Origin of the sequence: Pseudoxanthomonas fibrivorans, from assembly GCF_041464125.1 — a bacterium.
Lineage (GTDB): Bacteria > Pseudomonadota > Gammaproteobacteria > Xanthomonadales > Xanthomonadaceae > Pseudoxanthomonas.
The window spans coordinates 225,943-242,416 of sequence record NZ_JBGNUG010000002.1; the positions used below are offsets into that span (position 1 = coordinate 225,943).

Below are 16,474 nucleotides of genomic sequence, written 5' to 3' on the forward strand. Positions count from 1 at the left end.
CCGGGCGGCTTCGCGTATCGTGCCGCGCGGCCGGCATTCCCCGCGGGCAGCGGACGGTTATGCTCCCAGCCGCGCCCCGTTGCATGGATCCCGCGTTCCGGGACCGGGCGGCTCCTCCCTGGCGGAACCCCACGATGACGCTCCAGCCCATGGCCCTGCCCGCGTCGTCGACGCGCGCATCGCGCCGGCCGCCCCGCGGCGGCCTGCCCGCCATCGTGCACGCGTCCTTCCTGCTGCTGGGGCTGCTGCTGGCGCCGGCCGGTGCGCGCGCGCTGGATCCGGCGCGCCACATCGCCCAGTTCCACCACACCGCGTGGACGGTCAAGGAAGGCGCGCCCGGCGGCATCACCGCGCTGGCCCAGACCGGCGACGGCTACCTGTGGCTGGCCACCCAGGTCGGCCTGTTCCGTTTCGACGGCGTGGCGTTCGAGCGTTTCGAACCCGGTGCCGGCCAGGCGTTCCCGGCCGAGAGCATTTCCACGCTGCATGCCTCGCCCGCGGGGTTGTGGATCGGCTATCGCTACGGGTCCATCAGCCTGCTGCGCGACGGCGGGCTGGTCCACTACGGCCAGGCCCAGGGGCTGCCGACCAGCAGCGTCTACCGCATCGCCGAAGACCGCGACGGCACCCTGTGGGCGGCCACGTTCGGCGGGCTGTTCTTCCTGCGCGACGGACGCTGGCATCCGCTCGCCCCTGCTGCCGGCCTGCCGGCCGGCGTGGCGCGCACGGTGTTCGTCGATGCGGCGGGGACGCTGTGGGTGGCCAGCGACACCGACGTGCATTTCAGGCGCCGCGGCCAGGCCGCCTTCGAGACCGCGGTGGCCGGCGCCGGGCGCGTGGTGCAGTTCGCGCAGGCGCCCGGCGGCGCGCTCTGGGTGGCCACGCTCGAAGGCGGCGTGCGCCCGCTGCGGCCGGTCGTCGGCGCGACGCCGCCGGTGCTGGGGCGCTCGTCGGCCGGGCTGGTGTTCGACCGCGACGGCAGCCTGTGGGCGAGCACGCTCGGCGAGGGGCTGCTGCGGCTCGCCCGTCCCGACGCGGCGCGCATGGCGGGCGCCGCCGACCGGATCGAACGCTTCCAGCAGCCGATGGGCCTGAGTTCGGACAACCTGCTGCCGGTGATCGAAGACCGCGAAGGCAACATCTGGGTCGGCGGCAGCCGTGGCCTGGACCGCTTCCGCCAGTCCCACCTGGTGCCGGCGATGCTGCCCGCCGGCGCCCAGGATTTCGCGCTCGCCGCGCTCGATGGCGGCCGCGTGCTCGCCGGCAGCCGCAACCAGCCGCCCATGGTGCTCAGCGTGCTCGGCGCGCCCGGCGGCGCCCCGCTGCCGGGGCTGGACGCGGTGGGCCCGCCGATCACCGCGGCCCATCGCGGCGGCGACGGCGTGGCCTGGCTCGGCGGGCCGGGCGGCCTGTGGCGGCTGCAGCATGGCGTCGCGTCGCGGGTGGCTCCGCTGCCGGTGGACCGCTATTCCGGCGTGCAGGCCATCGCGACGGACGCCGCAGGCGCGCTGTGGGTATCGATCAACACGCCCGGCGTGTACCAGCTGCTCGACGGCCGCTGGCGGCACTGGGGGCCGGCCGACCTGCCGGACTTCCCCGGCGAGGCCTCGCCGCTGGTCCTGCTGCCGGCGTCCGACGGCACGCTGTGGATGGGCTTCGCACGCAACCAGATCCTGCTCCTCAGGCAGGGAACGGCGCGCGCGATCGGCGACGCGCAGGGCCTGCAGGTGGGCAACGTGACCGCGCTGCACGAAGCCGGCGGCGCGGTGTGGATCGGCGGCGAGCGCGGGATCGCGCGCTTCGCCGGCGGTCGCCTGCAGAACCGCGCGGCCCGCGACGGCAGCGCGCTGCGCGGGATCTCCGGCATCGTGCGCGCGCCGGACGGATCGCTCTGGCTCAACGGCGCGCGCGGCGTGGTCCATGTCGCGGCGGGCGACGTCGGCCGCCTGTTCGAACCGGCGGCGGGCGAGCCGCCGCACGTGCTCTACGACCACCTCGACGGACTGCCGGGCGTGGCCGCGCAGCTGCGGCCGATCCCCACCGCGGTGCGGGCCGGCGACGGCCGGCTGTGGTTCGCCACCACCAACGGCGTGGTGTCGATGGCGCCGGGCGCGATCCGGCGCAACCCGCTGCCGCCGCCGGTGCACGTGCTGGCGCTGCAGGTGGACGGGCGGACCTACCGCCCGGCCGACGCGCCGGTGGCGCTGCCGCCCGGCTCGGCCAACCTGCAGCTGGCCTACACCGCGACCAGCCTGTCGATCCCCGAGCGGGTGCGCTTCCGCTACCGGCTGGAAGGGCACGACGATGGCTGGCGCGAGGCGGGCACGCGGCGGGTGGCGTTCTACACCGACGTCGGGCCGGGCGACTACGTGTTCCGCGTCGTCGCCGCCAACGAGGATGGCGTCTGGAACGAGGCCGGCGATGCGCTGGCCTTCAGCGTGCAGCCGCGCTTCCACCAGACCTGGTGGTTCCTGCTGCTGTGCCTGCTGGTGGGGGTGGGCGGGCTGTGGCTGGCGTACCTGATGCGGCTGCGCCAGCTCGGCCGCCACATCCGCGGGCGCCTGCAGGAGCGCCATGCCGAGCGCGAGCGCATCGCGCGCGAACTGCACGACACCCTGCTGCAGGGGATCCAGGGGCTGGTGCTGCGCTTCCAGGCGGTGTCGGAGACGCTGCCGCCGCTGGACCCGGCCCGCAGCGCGATGGAACAGGCGCTGCAGCGCGCGGACGACGTGCTGGTCGAAGGCCGCGACCGGGTGCTCGACCTGCGCGCCACCGCGCCGGACGCGGGCGCGCTGGAGGACCTGCTGTCGGCGGTGGGCGAGGAGCTCGCGCCGTTGACCGAGGCGCGCTTCGAGGTGTCCTCCAGCGGCAATCCCGAGGTCCTCGACCCGATCGTGCGCGACGAGCTCTACCGGATCGGCCGCGAGGCGATGGTCAATGCCTGCCGCCATGCGCGTGCCGGCCGGATCGGCGTGGAGGTCGACTACGGCGCGCGCGAGATGCGGCTGCGGGTGGTCGACGATGGCCGCGGCATCGACGCGCAGACCTTGGAGCGCGGCGGCCGCGCCGGCCACTGGGGCATGCACGGCATGCGCGAGCGCGCCGGGCGGATCGGCGCGCGGCTGCGGGTCTGGTCGCGGCCGGGCGCCGGCACCGAGGTCGACCTGCGGATCGCCGCGGGCAGCGCCTATCGTCCCTGCCTGCGGGCCTCGCGCTGGGCGTGGCTGCGCGCTATCTTCCGCCGCAGACCGGACTGACCCCGCCGTCCATGGATTCCCCTTCCGCCCCCGCCGGCCCCGCGCCCGCCGTCCCGATCCGCGTGCTGGTCGTCGACGACCATCCGCTGCTGCGCGAAGGCATCGCCGCCGTGCTCGGCACCCAGCCGGACATGCAGCTGGAGGCCGAGGCCACCGAGGGCGCGGAGGCGGTGGAGCTGTACGCACGGCACCGCCCGGACGTGGTGCTGATGGACCTGCAGATGCCGGGCATGGATGGCATCACCGCCATCCGCGGGATCCGCGCGCACGACCCGGCGGCGCGGATCGTCGTGCTCACCACCTACCGCGGCGACGTGCAGGCGCTGCAGGCGTTCCGCGCCGGCGCCCACGGCTACCTGCTCAAGAGCATGCTGCGGCGCGAACTGGTCGACACCATCCGCGTGGTCCATGCCGGTGGCCGGCGGATCCCGCCGGAGATCGCCGACAGCCTGGCCGCGCACGCCACCGACGACGGCCTCAGCGTGCGCGAGGTCGAGGTCCTGCGCGAAGTGGCCGAGGGCAACGCCAACAAGCGGGTGGCGCGCAACCTCGGCATTTCCGAGGAGACGGTCAAGGCGCACATGAAGAGCATCCTGTCCAAGCTCGGCGCCAACGACCGCACCCACGCGGTCACCATCGCGATCAAGCGCGGCATCATCCAGCTCTAGCCCGGGCGCGGAACGCACGGATGTGCAAGCGGCGCGACCGGCGCCGCGCCACCCTGCCGGCATCGCCACACGCCGATGCCGCCCGCATGCGCAACCGAAACGACGACTTTGCCACCGACCCCGGGCGCCGCCGCGTGGTCGTGGCCGGCGCGGCGGTACTGGCGGCGGCCGCACTGCCCGCGATGCCGTGGCCGGCCGCGGGCGCCCCCGCTTCCCCCATCCCCCACGAGGAACGACGCATGGCCACCTTCACCACCCGCGACGGCACGACCATCTGGTACAAGGACTGGGGCCAGGGCCCGGTCGTCTCCTTCAGCCATGGCTGGCCGCTGAGCGCCGATGCGTGGGACCCGCAGATCTTCCACCTGGCCAGCCACGGCTTCCGCTGCATCGCCCACGACCGCCGCGGCCACGGCCGTTCCAGCCAGCCCTGGCATGGCAACGAGATGGACACCTACGCCGACGACCTGGAGCAGCTGTTCGCGCACCTGGGCGTCAGCGACGTGACCATGATCGGCCACTCCACCGGCGGTGGCGAAGTGGCGCGCTACATCGGCCGGCACGGCACGAAACGGGTGAAGAAGGCGGTGCTGATGGGTGCGGTGCCGCCGGTCATGGTGCAGAAGCCCTCCAATCCCGGCGGCCTGCCGCTGTCGGTGTTCGACGGATTCCGCCAGGCCTACCTGGCCGACCGCGCGCAGTTCTTCCTCGACGTGGCCAGCGGCCCGTTCTTCGGCTACAACCGGCCCGGGGCGAAGGTGTCCGAGGGCAACATCCGTGCGTGGTGGAACCAGGGCATGCAGTCCGGGTTCAAGAACGCGTACGACTGCATCAAGGCGTTCTCGGAGACCGACTTCACCGAGGACCTGAAGAAGTTCGACGTGCCCACCCTGATCATCCACGGCGACGACGACCAGATCGTGCCGATCGACGCCTCGGCCCGGCTGTCGGCCAAGCTGGTGCCCGGGGCCACGCTCAAGATCTATCCGGGCGGCTCGCATTCGCTGGGCGACACCAGCCGCGAACAGCTCAACGCCGACCTGCTCGCCTTCGCCCGCGCCTGACCGCCACGCCCCGGCCCACGGACGGGCCGGGGCGATCCCTGCCGGAGAACGCCGCCATGCTCGACACGTTCAACCTGTCTTCGTTCGGTGCCTTCCACACCCTGGTCGCGCTGGTCGCGGTGGCCTGCGGGATCGCCGCGCTGGTCCGCCACGGCCGCATCGGCACCGCGACCCCCGCGGGCCTGGGCTACGTGCTGCTGACGGTGGCCACGTCGGTGACCGGGCTCTTCATCTTCCGCCACGGCGGGTTCGGCCCGCCGCACGTGCTGGCGATCCTCACCCTGGTCGTGCTGGCCGTGGCCTGGGCGGCCGAGCGCCGCGCGGGCGCGACCGGCGCGCGGCGGTATGTCGCGGTGCTCGGCTATTCGCTGACCCTGTTCTTCCACCTGATCCCGGGGCTGACCGAAGGCGGCACGCGGCTGCCGCTGGGCGACCCCGCCTTCAGCGGTCCGGAAGACCCCACGCTGAAGATGCTGGTCGGCCTCGGCTTCCTGGTCTACCTGGCCGGTGCGGCGTGGCAGGCGCTGCGGCTGCATCGCACCGCGCGCGCGCCGCAGCCGGCGCCCGCGCGCTGAGGCCATCCGGCGGCGACCGGCGCTGCGGTCCGGCCGATGCGCGCGTTGCCGGCCACCCCGCTCATGGACGTCGCCGTGCACGATGCACGGGTGTGCCACGGACGGCACGCTTCTTCCGCACCGGTGCGCGCGGCGCCATCGCACGGTCGCGCGGGCGCGGCAGCAAGGATGCTGCTCCTGCTGGGCGTGGCGCTGGCGGGCGCCTGCGCGTCGACCGGCCCACCTCCGTCGTCCCGTGGCGGGACGCCGCCGAGCGCGGCGGATTCGCCCGCGCTGCTGGAGGCGAACGCACTGGCCCGCCGGGCGGCGCGGCTGGACGACTCGCCGGCGCGCACGCGTCTGCTGCTGGACTGCGTGCTTGCGGTGCACGCCGCACTCGACGGCGGGGCGCCGGCGTCGCCGGAGGCGATCGCCCTGGCCGGCCACTGCTCGGACCAGGTGCTGCTGTCCGAATTCCACCGCCGGCCGCGCGGCTGGGTCCCGGGCCCGCTCGACATCGCCGGCCGCGAGGCGGAGCTGCGCGTGGAGGGCGCGAGCGCGATGTTCCGCGGCGCCTACCGGATCGTGCCGTCGCGGGACGTGGAACTGCCGGACGGATGGAATTTCCGCACGCCGGGCTTCGGCCTGGCGATCGTGCTGCGCACCGACCGCTGCGAGGACGATCCGCGCTGCGTGCTGTATCCGGCCGAAGGGATCCACCAGTGGGCGACCGCGTGGATCGAACCGGGGCACGAAGGGCGGCCGCGCGTCCGCATCGTCGATCCGGCCACCATGCCCGACGCCACCATCGGCGGACGGCGCGTGCCGCTGGCGTTCGATGCGCTGTCGTTCTACCAGCTGGGCGCGGCCGCCTCGCGCCTGCCGCGGCAGGGCATCTACGGCCTGCTGGGGGGCGACGACGTCGGCCGGCGCGCCGGCGTGTACCTGCTGCGCGACTACGATCCCGCCAAGGTGCCGGTGGTGATGATCCACGGCCTGGGCAGCCATCCGATCATCTGGTCGGAGCTGTCCGGCGCGATCTGGGCCGACCCGCAGCTGCGCGAGGCCTACCAGGTCATCCACATCGTCTTCCAGACCAATGCGCCGCTGCTGGTGTCGCGGTTGCGGGTGCAGGGCTACCTGGACCGGATGTGGGCGATCCTGGACCCGGAGAACGACGACCCGGCGCGGCGGAAGATGGTGCTGGTCGGCCACAGCCTGGGCGGCGTGGTCTCGCGCCTGCTGGCGGTGGACAGCGGGCCGGTGCTGTGGGATGCGGCGTTCACGGTGCCGCCCGCCGCGATCAAGGGTCCGCCGGCGGACGTGGCCGGCATCCGCGCGACCTTCCTGCTCAAGCCGTACCCGGGCGCGTGCGCGCTGGTCATGCTCGCCGCGCCGCACAAGGGCAGCCCGACCGCCTCGGGCGCGATCGGCCGGTTCGCACGCCTGCTGGTGGGCCGGCGCGCGCCGGAGATCCAGGCATTGCGCCGCCTGGCCCTCGACCATCCCGACGCGGTGCGCCCGGAGGTGGCCGAGAGCTACCGCTTCGCACGGCTCAACAGCATTTCCACGCTGCAGGCGATGCAGCCGGTGCGGCGTGCCGGCGAAGCGCTGCTGCCGGTGGCGGGCGTGCGCTACCACACCATCGCCGGCGACCTGCACGGCCAGGGCGGCGACGGGGTGGTGCCGCTGGAAAGCGCGCGCCTGCCGGGCGCGCGATCGACCCGGGTCGTGGACCACGGCCACGACCTGTACCGCGATCCGGACGTCATCGCCCAGGTCCTGGGCATCCTCCACGAGGAACGCACGTTGCCGTGCGCCACGGCGACGGCGGCGGTCCGCTGACGTCGCGCCGGCGCTGCGCCGCGGCGCTACTCGCGCAGCACCGCCAGCGCCAGCGCTTCCAGCCGCTCCATGTCGACGATCTCAACGTCGCGCTGCTTGATGTGCAGCAGGCCCTCGGTCTCGAAGCGGCGCAGCACGCGGCTGACCGTCTCCGGCGCCTGCCGCAGGTAGTTGGCGATGTCGGTGCGCGACATGGTCAGCTGGAAGCGGCGCGGCGAGAAGCCGCGCGCGGCCAGCCGCCGCGACAGGCCCAGCAGGAAGGCGGCCATGCGCTCGTCGGCGGTGTTGTCGCGGGCGAACAGCGAGGCCACGCCGATGTCGCGGCTCATCAGCCGGAACAGGTGCTGCTGCAGGTTGGGCAGCCGCTGGGCCAGCAGCGCGATCTTCGGGAACGAGAACCGGCACAGCATCACCGTGTCCAGCGCCACCGCATTGCACGGGTAGCGGTCGCCGTGGATGCCGTTGAGCCCGATCACCTCGCCGGGCAGGTGGAAGCCCAGCACCTGCTCGTGGCCGTTGCGGTCGATCTGGTAGGTCTTGACCGTGCCGGCGCGCACCGCGGCGATCGCGGTGAACGGGTCGCCTTCGCGGAACAGGTGCTCGCCCGGGTGCAGCGGGCCGACGTGCTCGACCAGCACGTGCAGGTCCATCAGCGCGTGCTTGTCCATGCCTTCGGACAGGCAGGCCTGGGAGAAGGCGCAGGTGGAACAGAAGGTCAGCGCATCGCCGTCATCGGCCATGACCCCGGGGCCGGTGCGGGGGAAGACGACCCCGGAAGGACTCATGCGCGGGCCTCCCCCGCCGTCAGACGGTACGCGAGAACCGGGGCGTGGCCGCGTCGGCGGCGGGGGCGAGGTATCGGTCGAAGCACATGGCGATGATACGCAGCAGCAGGCGGCCGCGCGAGGTGGCGTGCAGGCCGTGGGCGTCGACCTCGACCAGGCCGTCGTCCTGGAGCGGTGCGATCCGCTCCAGCGCGCCGCGGAAATAGTCGCGGAAATCGATCACGTGGCGCTTGCCGAGCGCGTCGAAATCCAGTTCGCCGTGGCACATCAGGGCCTGGATCACGTCGGCCCGGATCACGTCGTCCTCGTCCATGCGCATGCCGCGCCAGACCGGCAGGCGGCCCGCGTCGATCGCCTGCTCCCAGCTGCCGATGTCGCGCGGGTTCTGGCTGAAGCTGGCGCCGATGTGGCTGATCGCGCTCACGCCCAGGCCGACCAGGTCGCTCTCGGCGTGGGTGGTGTAGCCCATAAAGTTGCGGTGCAGGCCGCCTTCGCGCTGGGCCCGGGCCAGCTCGTCCTCGGGCAGGGCGAAGTGGTCCATGCCGATGTACTCGTAGCCCGCCGCGCCGAGCTTGTCGATCGCCAGCCGCAGCAGGTCCAGCTTGGCCTCGGGCGAGGGCAGGTCCTCGGCATGGATGCGCTGCTGCGGGCGGAACAGCTGCGGCATGTGCGCGTAGCCGTAGATCGCCAGGCGGTCCGGTCGCGCCTGCAGGGTGAGGTCCAGGGTGCGCGAGAAGCCCTCGAGCGTCTGCTTAGGCAGCCCGTAGATCAGGTCGACGTTGACCGAGCGGAAGCCATGCGTGCGGCAGGCCTCGATGATCCCGAGCGTCTGCTCGACGCCCTGCACGCGGTTGACCGCCTGCTGCACCACCGGGTCGAAGTCCTGCACGCCCAGGCTGGCGCGGTTGAAGCCGATCGCGGCCAGCTGGCCGATCTCGTCCGGGCTGACGAAGCGCGGGTCCAGCTCGATCGAGCAGTCCATCCGCGGCCCGCGGGCGAAGGAGAAGTGCCGGCGCAGCACGTCCACGACCTCGGCGATCTGCGCCGGGTCGAGGAAGTTGGGCGTGCCGCCGCCGAAGTGCACCTGCTCCACGTCGCGGTCGCGGTCGAACAGGGTGGAGGCCATCGCGATCTCGCGGTACAGCCGGGTCAGGTAGGCCTCGCCGCGGGTCTTGTCGCGGGTGATGATCCGGTTGCAGCCGCAGTAGAAGCACGGGCTGGTGCAGAACGGGATGTGCAGGTACAGCGAGATCGGCCGCGGGATCGGGTCGCCGTTGCTGGCGGCCGCCACCTGGCGCAGTTCCGCTTCGCCGAAGCCGGGGGTGAACTGCGGCGCGGTCGGGTAGGAGGTGTAGCGCGGCCCCGGCACGTCGTAGCGCTGGAGCAGCCGCGGGTCGAAGAGGGAGGACAGGGTGGCCATGGCGACAGGCTAGGACCGGGACGGGGGCGTGTCCTTGATGCAGGTCAATCTGCAATGGTTGCCGGCGATTCCTTCAGGCAGGTGATGACCACGCCGTGGCCTGATCCCGATCAAGGCGCCGCGGGGCGGGCCGGATCACGCTGGCGCCATGTCCTACCTGCTGCTCCTGCTGGCCCACCTGCTGGCCGCGATCCTGTTCATCGGCACCGTGGTGGTGGAGGTGCTGTTCCTGCCCGGGGTGCGCCGGCGGCTGCCCGCGGCGGGTGGGCGGCGCCTGGACGTGGCCTTCGCCGCGCAGGCGCGCCAGGTGATGCCGTGGGTCCTGGCGGCACTGTACCTGGCCGGCCTAGGCCTGGCCTGGCACCACCGCGGCGCGCTGGCGCAGCCGCTGGCGAGCACGTTCGGACTGCTGCTCTCGCTGAAGATCGTGCTGGCGGCCAGCGTCTTCGGCCATTTCCTGGCCGCCATGGCCTGGCAGCGCCGCGGCCGCCTGGACGGCCGCCGCGCGCACCGCCTGCACCTGAGCGTGCTGCTGCACGTACTGGCGATCGCGGTGCTGGCCAAGGCGATGTTCCACCTCTAGCGGGGCGGCCTCCCGGGCGCCGGAGGGCTCGCCGCGGCTCCATGTTGCATGGCAACATCGAGGCGCCCCCGCCCAACGTCGCCCCATGCTTCGCGTCCTGCTGGTCAACGACACGGACAAGCCCATCGCCGACCTGGAGCAGGCGCTCCGGGACGCGGGCTATGACGTGCTGCCCCATGTCGCCGCCGCGGCCGGTCTGCTGCGCGCGGTGCAGGACCGTCAGCCGGACGTGGTCATCCTCGACGTCGACTCGCCGTCCCGCGACACCCTCGAACAGCTGGCGATGCTGCACCGGCATGCGCCGCGACCGGTGGTGATGTTCTCGGCCGACGGCAACGACGGCCTGATCCGCGATGCGCTCGGTGCCGGGGTGGCCGCCTACGTGGTCGACGGCCTGTCGCCGGCGCGGCTGGCGCCGGTGCTGAGCGTGGCCATGGCCCGCTTCGAGCAGCAGGCGCACGTGCGCCAGCGCCTGGACGAACTCGAGCAGAGGCTGGGCGACCGCAAGGACATCGACCGCGCCAAGGGCCTGCTGATGGAGCGCCGCGGCATGAGCGAAGAGCAGGCGTACGCCGCGCTGCGCCAGCAGGCGATGAAGCAGGGGCTGAAGCTGGCCGAGGTGGCGCGGCGCATCCTGTCGATGGCCGAACTGCTCGGGCCGGGTGTCTGACCATGAACCACGGGAACCACGCCGCGATGACCGACCCAGTACCTGCCGCGCCGCGCGCGCTGGACGTGGGCTTCATGCCGCTGCTCGACGCCGCGCCGCTGCACGTGGCCGTGCGCCTGGGCCTGGACCGGCGCCACGGCCTGGAGCTGCGGCTGCACCGCCAGGCGTCGTGGGCCGGCCTGCGCGACCGCCTGCTGTCCGGCGAGCTGGACGCGGCCCACGCGATGGAGGCCATGGTGCTGGCCGTGCAGACCGGCATCGGCGGCCCGCGCGCGGACCTGGCGATCCTGCTCGGGCTCAACCGCAACGGGCAGGCGATCACCGTGGCCCCGGCGCTGGCCGATGCGCTGGCCGCTGGCCGTCCGCTCGCCGAGGCGATGCGCACGCTGCCGCGGCGCCCGGTGTTCGCGCAGACCTTCCCGACCGGCACGCATGCGCTGTGGCTGTACGACTGGCTGGCGGCCCAGGGCGTGGACCCGATGCGCGACATCGAGGCGGTGACCCTGCCGCCGCCGCAGATGCCGCAGGCGCTGGCCGATGGCGAACTGGACGGCTTCTGCGCCGGCGAGCCGTGGGGCGAACAGGCCGAAGCGACCGGCGCCGGCCGCCGCGTGGTGCGCACGGGCCAGTTGCGGCCCGGCCACCCGGAAAAGGTGCTGGCCTGCCGCCGTGACTTCGCCGCCCTGCAGCCGGGGCTGGCCGCCGCGCTGGCCGCCGCGGTCCTCGAGGCGTGCCGCTGGCTGGACGCGGACCCGGCCAACCGGAAACAGGCGGCCGCCTGGCTGGCCGCGCCGGATGTCATCGGCCTGCCGGTCGCGCGCATCGCCGCGGCGCTGCTGCCGGGTACGGAGTTGCCGCCCGGGCAGGCACTGCAGTTCCATGCCGGCGGCGCGGCGAACGCGCCGCGCATCGCGAACGGCCGCTGGTTCCTCGCGCAGTTCCGCCGCTGGCGATGGCTTCCGCCGCCGGCCGGCAGCGAGCCGGACGACGATGCCTGGCTGGCGGACGTCTACCGGCATGCCACGTGGCGGGATGCGGCCGCGCGCGTGGGCGTGGAGGAACCGGGATAGGTTGCGGCACGCCCGCGCACCCAGCCGCGGCACGCGATGGTGCGAACGGCACCGCGAAAGTGCCGCCCGGCACCTCGCCGGTGCAGTGACCGGCCGGGCCGCCGCGTCAGGTGTCTTCCGGTGCCCGTCGCGGTCCCGGGCAACTCGTTGATCGTGTTTGCAATTTCCGCCGGATGCTGCACTGCGCCACGAGTTGGCATGGCGGTTGCGTAGGCATGGAGGCGGGCACAACGGCGTGGCCGCCTACAACCTGATCAGGTAGCCCGGCCAACGGCGGCCCGGCCACCCAGACAACGGCGTCTTCCCGGTGCGAACCGGGGGACGCCGTTTTCGTTCCAGCACCCCACATGCCGCGTCCCCACGGCGCGGCCCACCGGAGATGGCGCGGCATGAACCGATCCTTCTGGAAAGCCGGACACGCACCGACCCTGCTGTCGGCGTTCCTGTACTTCGACGTGAGCTTCATGGTCTGGTACCTGCTCGGTCCGCTGCAGGTGCAGATCGCGCAGGCGCTGCAGCTGGACACCCAGCAGCGCGCGCTGATGGTGGCCGTGCCGATCCTGTGCGGCGCGGTGCTGCGCCTGTTCCTGGGCCTGCTGGCCGACCGCATCGGCGCCAAGCGCACCGGCGTGCTGGCCCAGGTGGTGGTGATCCTCGCCCTGTTCACCGCATGGCGGCTGGGCGTGGACAGCCTGGCGCAGGTGCTGTTGCTGGGCGCGATGCTGGGCGTGGCCGGTGCTTCGTTCGCGGTGGCCCTGCCGCTGGCCTCGCGCTGGTATCCGCCGGAGCACCAGGGCACGGCGATGGGGATTGCAGGGGCCGGCAACTCCGGCACGGTGCTGGCGGCGCTGTTCGCGCCGGTGCTGGCCATCGCCTTCGGCTACCAGAACGTGTTCGGCCTGGCCTGCCTCCCGCTGCTGGTGGTGCTGGCGGTGTTCGCCGCCTGCGCGAAGGACGCGCCGGTGCCGGTGGCGCGCAAGACCCTGGGCGACTACGCCCGGGTGCTGGTGGGCAACCGCGACTCGTGGTGGTTCATGTTCTTCTACGCGATCACTTTCGGCGGCTTCGCCGGTTTCGCCAGCGCGCTGCCCGGCTACTTCCACGACGAGTTCGGCTTCGCGCCGAAGATCGCCGGCTGGGCCACCGCCGCCTGCGTGCTGGCCGGGTCGCTGATGCGCCCGCTCGGCGGGGTCATCGCCGACCGCATCGGCGGCACCCGCTCGCTGCAGATGGTCTACGTCGCCGTCACCGTGCTGGTGTCCACGGCCGCGCTGGGCATCGGCGGGGCGGGCGCGACGGTGGCGCTGTTCGTGCTGACCCTGCTGTGCCTGGGCGCGGGCAATGGCGCGGTGTTCCAGCTGGTGCCGCAACGCTTCGGCGCCGAGATCGGGCTGATGACCGGGTTGATCGGCATGGCTGGCGGCGTCGGCGGCTTCCTGCTGGCGGCCGGGCTGGGCGTGGTCAAGCAGCACGCCGGTTCGTACTCGCCCGGACTGTGGGCGTTCGCGGCGGTCGCGCTGGCCGCCTCGCTGTGCCTGGTCGGGGTCAAGCAGCGCTGGCGCCTGCACTGGGCCGCCACGGGCGCGGCGCGGGTCTGAGCCATGGACCTGCAGATCGTCGTCGACCCGCTGGACGGCCAGGAGATCGCCGCGCTGCTGCGCGAGCACCTGGACGACATGTACCGGATCTCGCCCCCGGAGAGCGTGCACGCGCTGGACCTGGCCAAGCTGCGCCGCGCCGACGTCACCTTCTGGAGCGCGTGGGCCGACGGCGAACTGCTCGGCTGCGCGGCGTTGCGCGAACTGGACGGCTGGCACGGCGAGGTCAAGTCGATGCGCACCGCCACCGCCCACCGCGGTCGCGGGGTGGGCGCGGCGCTGATGCGGCGGATCTTCGAGGCGGCCGAGCAGCGCGGCTACCGGCGGCTGAGCCTGGAGACCGGCTCGCAGCCCGAGTTCGCGCCGGCGCGCGCGCTCTACCGCCGCTTCGGTTTCGCCCCCTGCGGTCCGTTCGCCAGTTATTCCGAGGACCCCTGCAGCACCTTCATGACGCGCGCCCTGGCCGGCGCGCACAACCGGAACGAACGATGAAGAAGCCAAGACTGGTGGTGGTGGGCAACGGCATGGCCGGCATCCGCACGCTCGAGGAGCTGCTGAAGCTGCAGCCGGACATGTACGAGATCACCGTGTTCGGCGCGGAACCGCACCCCAACTACAACCGGATCCTGCTCTCGCCGGTGCTGGCCGGGGAACAGGCGTTCGACGAGATCGTGCTCAACCCGCTGTCCTGGTATGCGGACAACGGCATCACCCTGCACCTGGGCAAGGAGGTCACCACCATCGACCGCGTGCGGCGCAAGGTCATCGCCGCCGACGGGACCGAGGCCGAGTACGACCGCCTGCTGCTGGCTACCGGGTCGGTGCCGTTCATCCTGCCGGTGCCGGGCAAGGACCTGAAGGGCGTGATCGGCTACCGCGACATCCACGACACCCGGACCATGATCGACACCGCCAAGGTGAAGAAGCACGCGGTGGTGATCGGCGGCGGCCTGCTCGGGCTGGAGGCCGCCAATGGCCTGAAGCTGCGCGGCATGGAGGTGACCGTGGTCCACCTCGCCGGCTGGCTGCTGGAGCGCCAGCTCGATCCGGTCGCCGGTGCGCTGCTGGAGAAGTCGCTGGCCGGGCGCGGCCTGGATTTCCGCCTCAACACCTCCACCACCGAGATCGTCGGCAATGCCGACGGCGAAGTGGCCGCGGTGCGCTTCTCCGACGGCGAGGAGATCCCGGCCGACCTGGTGGTGATGGCCGCCGGCATCCGACCCAACACCGCCCTGGCCCAGGCCGCGGGCATCCACTGCAACCGCGGCATCGTGGTCAACGATACCCTGCAGACCTACGACCCGCGGGTGTATGCGGTCGGCGAATGCGCCAGCCATCGCGGCATCGCCTACGGCCTGGTCGCGCCGCTGTTCGAGCAGGCCAAGATCTGCGCCAACCACCTGGCCACCTACGGCATCGGCATCTACAAGGGCTCGGTGTCCTCGACCAAGCTCAAGGTCACCGGGATCGACCTGTTCTCGGCCGGCGACTTCATGGGCGGGGAGGGCACCGAGGAGATCGTGCTCTCCGACCCGGCCGGCGGCCTGTACAAGAAGCTGGTGATCCGCGACGACAAGCTGGTCGGCGCCTGCCTGTACGGCGACACCGGCGACGGCGCCTGGTACTTCAAGCAGATCAAGGACGGCAGCGCGATCGGTGAGCGCCGCGACACGCTCGCCTTCGGCGAGACCGCGCTCGGCGACGCCGGCACCGCCGGCCAGGACCGTGCCGCGAGCATGGCCGACGGCGACGAGGTCTGCGGCTGCAATGGCGTGTGCAAGGGCACGATCGTCAAGGCGGTGCGCGAGCAGGGCCTGTTCACCGTGGACGAGGTCAAGAAGCACACCAAGGCGGCGAGCTCGTGCGGTTCGTGCACCGGCCTGGTCGAGCAGATCCTGATGAACTGCCTCGGCTCCAACTTCCAGGAGACGCCCAAGACCAAGGCGGTGTGCGGCTGCACCAGCCTGACCCACGGCGAGGTGCGGCAGGCGATCCGCGAGCACCACCTGGTCAGCCATGCCCAGGCCTACGCCTTCATGGAGTGGCGCACGCCCAACGGTTGCGCGACCTGCAGGCCGGCGGTGAACTACTACATGCTCTCGACCTGGCCGCGCGAGGCGGTGGACGATCCGCAGAGCCGCTTCATCAACGAGCGCGCGCACGCCAACATCCAGAAGGACGGCACCTTCTCGGTGATCCCGCAGATGAAGGGCGGGGTGACCAGCGCGGACGAGCTGCGCCGCATCGCCGATGTGGCCGACAAGTACGCGGTGCCGATGGTCAAGGTCACCGGCGGCCAGCGCATCGACCTGCTCGGGGTGAAGAAGGAGGACCTGGTCGGGGTGTGGAAGGACCTGGGCATGAACTCCGGCCACGCCTACGGCAAGTCGATCCGCACGGTGAAGACCTGCGTGGGCAGCGAGTTCTGCCGCTTCGGCACCCAGAACAGCACGCAGATGGGCATCGACCTGGAGACGATGCTGGCCAACATGTGGAGCCCGCACAAGGTCAAGCTGGCCGTGTCCGGCTGCCCGCGCAACTGCGCCGAGTCGGGGATCAAGGACGTGGGGATCATCGCTGTCGATTCCGGCTGGGAGATCCACGTCGGCGGCAACGGGGGGATCAAGACCGAGGTCGCCCGCTTCCTGTGCAAGGTGAAGACCGCCGAGGAGGTCAAGGAATACACCGGTGCGTTCCTGCAGCTGTACCGCGAGGAGGCGTACTACCTCGACCGCACCGTGCACTACCTCGAGCGCGTCGGCCTGGAATACGCGAGGCAGAAGGTGGTGGAGGACGCGGCAAGCCGCCGCGCGCTGTACGAACGCCTGCTGTTCGCGCTCGAGGGCCTGCCCGATCCGTGGGCGGCGCGCATCGCCGGCACCCAGGCGCGCGAGTACCTGCCGCTGAAGCTCGAACCGGCCAGGCCCGGCCGGCAGATCGCCGTGGCCCTGGAGGACTGA

At 72.6% G+C, this 16,474-nt stretch carries 13 protein-coding genes; 11 read left to right on the plus strand and 2 right to left on the minus strand.

Features of this window, described 5'->3' with window-relative positions; all coding sequences use genetic code 11:
- Window positions 1–134 precede the first annotated feature (134 nt).
- The 5 genes from ACA089_RS14535 to ACA089_RS14555 all read left to right on the plus strand — a co-directional run bounded on the left by ACA089_RS14535 (window position 135) and on the right by ACA089_RS14555 (window position 7,388).
- Entirely contained in the window at window positions 135–3,257 is a 3,123-nt protein-coding gene (locus ACA089_RS14535; protein ID WP_372018145.1) for a sensor histidine kinase, read from the plus strand.
- Window positions 3,258–3,268: 11 nt separating this feature from the next.
- Window positions 3,269–3,925 (plus strand): response regulator, encoded by a 657-nt coding sequence (locus ACA089_RS14540; protein ID WP_372018147.1) that lies wholly within the window; start codon window positions 3,269–3,271, stop codon window positions 3,923–3,925.
- Window positions 3,926–4,011: 86 nt separating this feature from the next.
- On the plus strand, window positions 4,012–4,989 hold the full coding sequence (locus ACA089_RS14545) for an alpha/beta fold hydrolase (RefSeq protein ID WP_372018149.1): 978 nt from the start codon (window positions 4,012–4,014) through the stop codon (window positions 4,987–4,989).
- Between the two features lie 56 nt (window positions 4,990–5,045).
- Entirely contained in the window at window positions 5,046–5,564 is a 519-nt protein-coding gene (locus ACA089_RS14550; protein WP_372018151.1) for a hypothetical protein, read from the plus strand.
- A gap of 168 nt (window positions 5,565–5,732) precedes the next feature.
- Window positions 5,733–7,388 carry an esterase/lipase family protein gene (locus tag ACA089_RS14555; RefSeq protein ID WP_372018153.1) on the plus strand — a complete coding sequence of 552 codons (1,656 nt, stop codon included), beginning with the start codon at window positions 5,733–5,735 and terminating at the stop codon, window positions 7,386–7,388.
- A gap of 26 nt (window positions 7,389–7,414) precedes the next feature.
- Here the strand turns inward: ACA089_RS14555 and ACA089_RS14560 are convergent, their stop codons facing one another.
- Together ACA089_RS14560 and hemN are read right to left on the minus strand one after the other, a co-directional pair.
- Entirely contained in the window at window positions 7,415–8,173 is a 759-nt protein-coding gene (locus ACA089_RS14560) for a helix-turn-helix domain-containing protein (RefSeq protein WP_372018155.1), read from the minus strand.
- A 19-nt stretch (window positions 8,174–8,192) separates the two neighbouring features.
- Window positions 8,193–9,593 carry an oxygen-independent coproporphyrinogen III oxidase gene (hemN, locus tag ACA089_RS14565; RefSeq protein WP_372018157.1) on the minus strand — a complete coding sequence of 467 codons (1,401 nt, stop codon included), beginning with the start codon at window positions 9,591–9,593 and terminating at the stop codon, window positions 8,193–8,195.
- Window positions 9,594–9,741: 148 nt separating this feature from the next.
- Here hemN and ACA089_RS14570 point away from each other — a divergent pair, with 148 nt between their 5' ends.
- The 6 genes from ACA089_RS14570 (at window position 9,742) to nirB (ending at window position 16,474) form a co-directional block, all read left to right on the plus strand.
- On the plus strand, window positions 9,742–10,176 hold the full coding sequence (locus ACA089_RS14570; protein ID WP_372018159.1) for a hypothetical protein: 435 nt from the start codon (window positions 9,742–9,744) through the stop codon (window positions 10,174–10,176).
- Between the two features lie 85 nt (window positions 10,177–10,261).
- Window positions 10,262–10,846 carry an ANTAR domain-containing response regulator gene (locus tag ACA089_RS14575; protein ID WP_372018161.1) on the plus strand — a complete coding sequence of 195 codons (585 nt, stop codon included), beginning with the start codon at window positions 10,262–10,264 and terminating at the stop codon, window positions 10,844–10,846.
- 26 nt (window positions 10,847–10,872) lie between these two features.
- Entirely contained in the window at window positions 10,873–11,916 is a 1,044-nt protein-coding gene (locus ACA089_RS14580; protein ID WP_372018962.1) for a CmpA/NrtA family ABC transporter substrate-binding protein, read from the plus strand.
- 428 nt (window positions 11,917–12,344) lie between these two features.
- Window positions 12,345–13,514, plus strand: a complete 1,170-nt coding sequence (locus ACA089_RS14585; protein ID WP_372018965.1) for a nitrate/nitrite transporter — start codon at window positions 12,345–12,347, stop codon at window positions 13,512–13,514.
- A 3-nt stretch (window positions 13,515–13,517) separates the two neighbouring features.
- Window positions 13,518–14,006: a GNAT family N-acetyltransferase gene (locus ACA089_RS14590; RefSeq protein WP_372018162.1), complete on the plus strand. Its 489-nt coding sequence runs from the start codon at window positions 13,518–13,520 to the stop codon at window positions 14,004–14,006.
- A complete protein-coding gene (gene nirB, locus ACA089_RS14595; RefSeq protein ID WP_372018164.1) occupies window positions 14,003–16,474 on the plus strand; it encodes a nitrite reductase large subunit NirB in 2,472 nt (823 codons plus the stop codon). The genes ACA089_RS14590 and nirB overlap by 4 nt, the downstream gene beginning before the upstream one ends.

What these genes read in the sequence shown, in the direction of transcription:
- ACA089_RS14570 (WP_372018159.1), top strand. Translation starts at nt 9,742, where the DNA reads ATGTCCTACCTGCTGCTCCTGCTGGCCCACCTGCTGGCCGCGATCCTG.
- ACA089_RS14555 (WP_372018153.1), top strand. Translation starts at nt 5,733, where the DNA reads ATGCTGCTCCTGCTGGGCGTGGCGCTGGCGGGCGCCTGCGCGTCGACC.
- ACA089_RS14535 (WP_372018145.1), top strand. Translation starts at nt 135, where the DNA reads ATGACGCTCCAGCCCATGGCCCTGCCCGCGTCGTCGACGCGCGCATCG.
- ACA089_RS14550 (WP_372018151.1), top strand. Translation starts at nt 5,046, where the DNA reads ATGCTCGACACGTTCAACCTGTCTTCGTTCGGTGCCTTCCACACCCTG.
- ACA089_RS14580 (WP_372018962.1), top strand. Translation starts at nt 10,873, where the DNA reads ATGACCGACCCAGTACCTGCCGCGCCGCGCGCGCTGGACGTGGGCTTC.
- ACA089_RS14545 (WP_372018149.1), top strand. Translation starts at nt 4,012, where the DNA reads ATGCGCAACCGAAACGACGACTTTGCCACCGACCCCGGGCGCCGCCGC.
- ACA089_RS14590 (WP_372018162.1), top strand. Translation starts at nt 13,518, where the DNA reads ATGGACCTGCAGATCGTCGTCGACCCGCTGGACGGCCAGGAGATCGCC.
- ACA089_RS14540 (WP_372018147.1), top strand. Translation starts at nt 3,269, where the DNA reads ATGGATTCCCCTTCCGCCCCCGCCGGCCCCGCGCCCGCCGTCCCGATC.
- ACA089_RS14575 (WP_372018161.1), top strand. Translation starts at nt 10,262, where the DNA reads ATGCTTCGCGTCCTGCTGGTCAACGACACGGACAAGCCCATCGCCGAC.
- ACA089_RS14560 (WP_372018155.1), bottom strand. Translation starts at nt 8,173, where the DNA reads ATGAGTCCTTCCGGGGTCGTCTTCCCCCGCACCGGCCCCGGGGTCATG.
- nirB (WP_372018164.1), top strand. Translation starts at nt 14,003, where the DNA reads ATGAAGAAGCCAAGACTGGTGGTGGTGGGCAACGGCATGGCCGGCATC.
- hemN (WP_372018157.1), bottom strand. Translation starts at nt 9,593, where the DNA reads ATGGCCACCCTGTCCTCCCTCTTCGACCCGCGGCTGCTCCAGCGCTAC.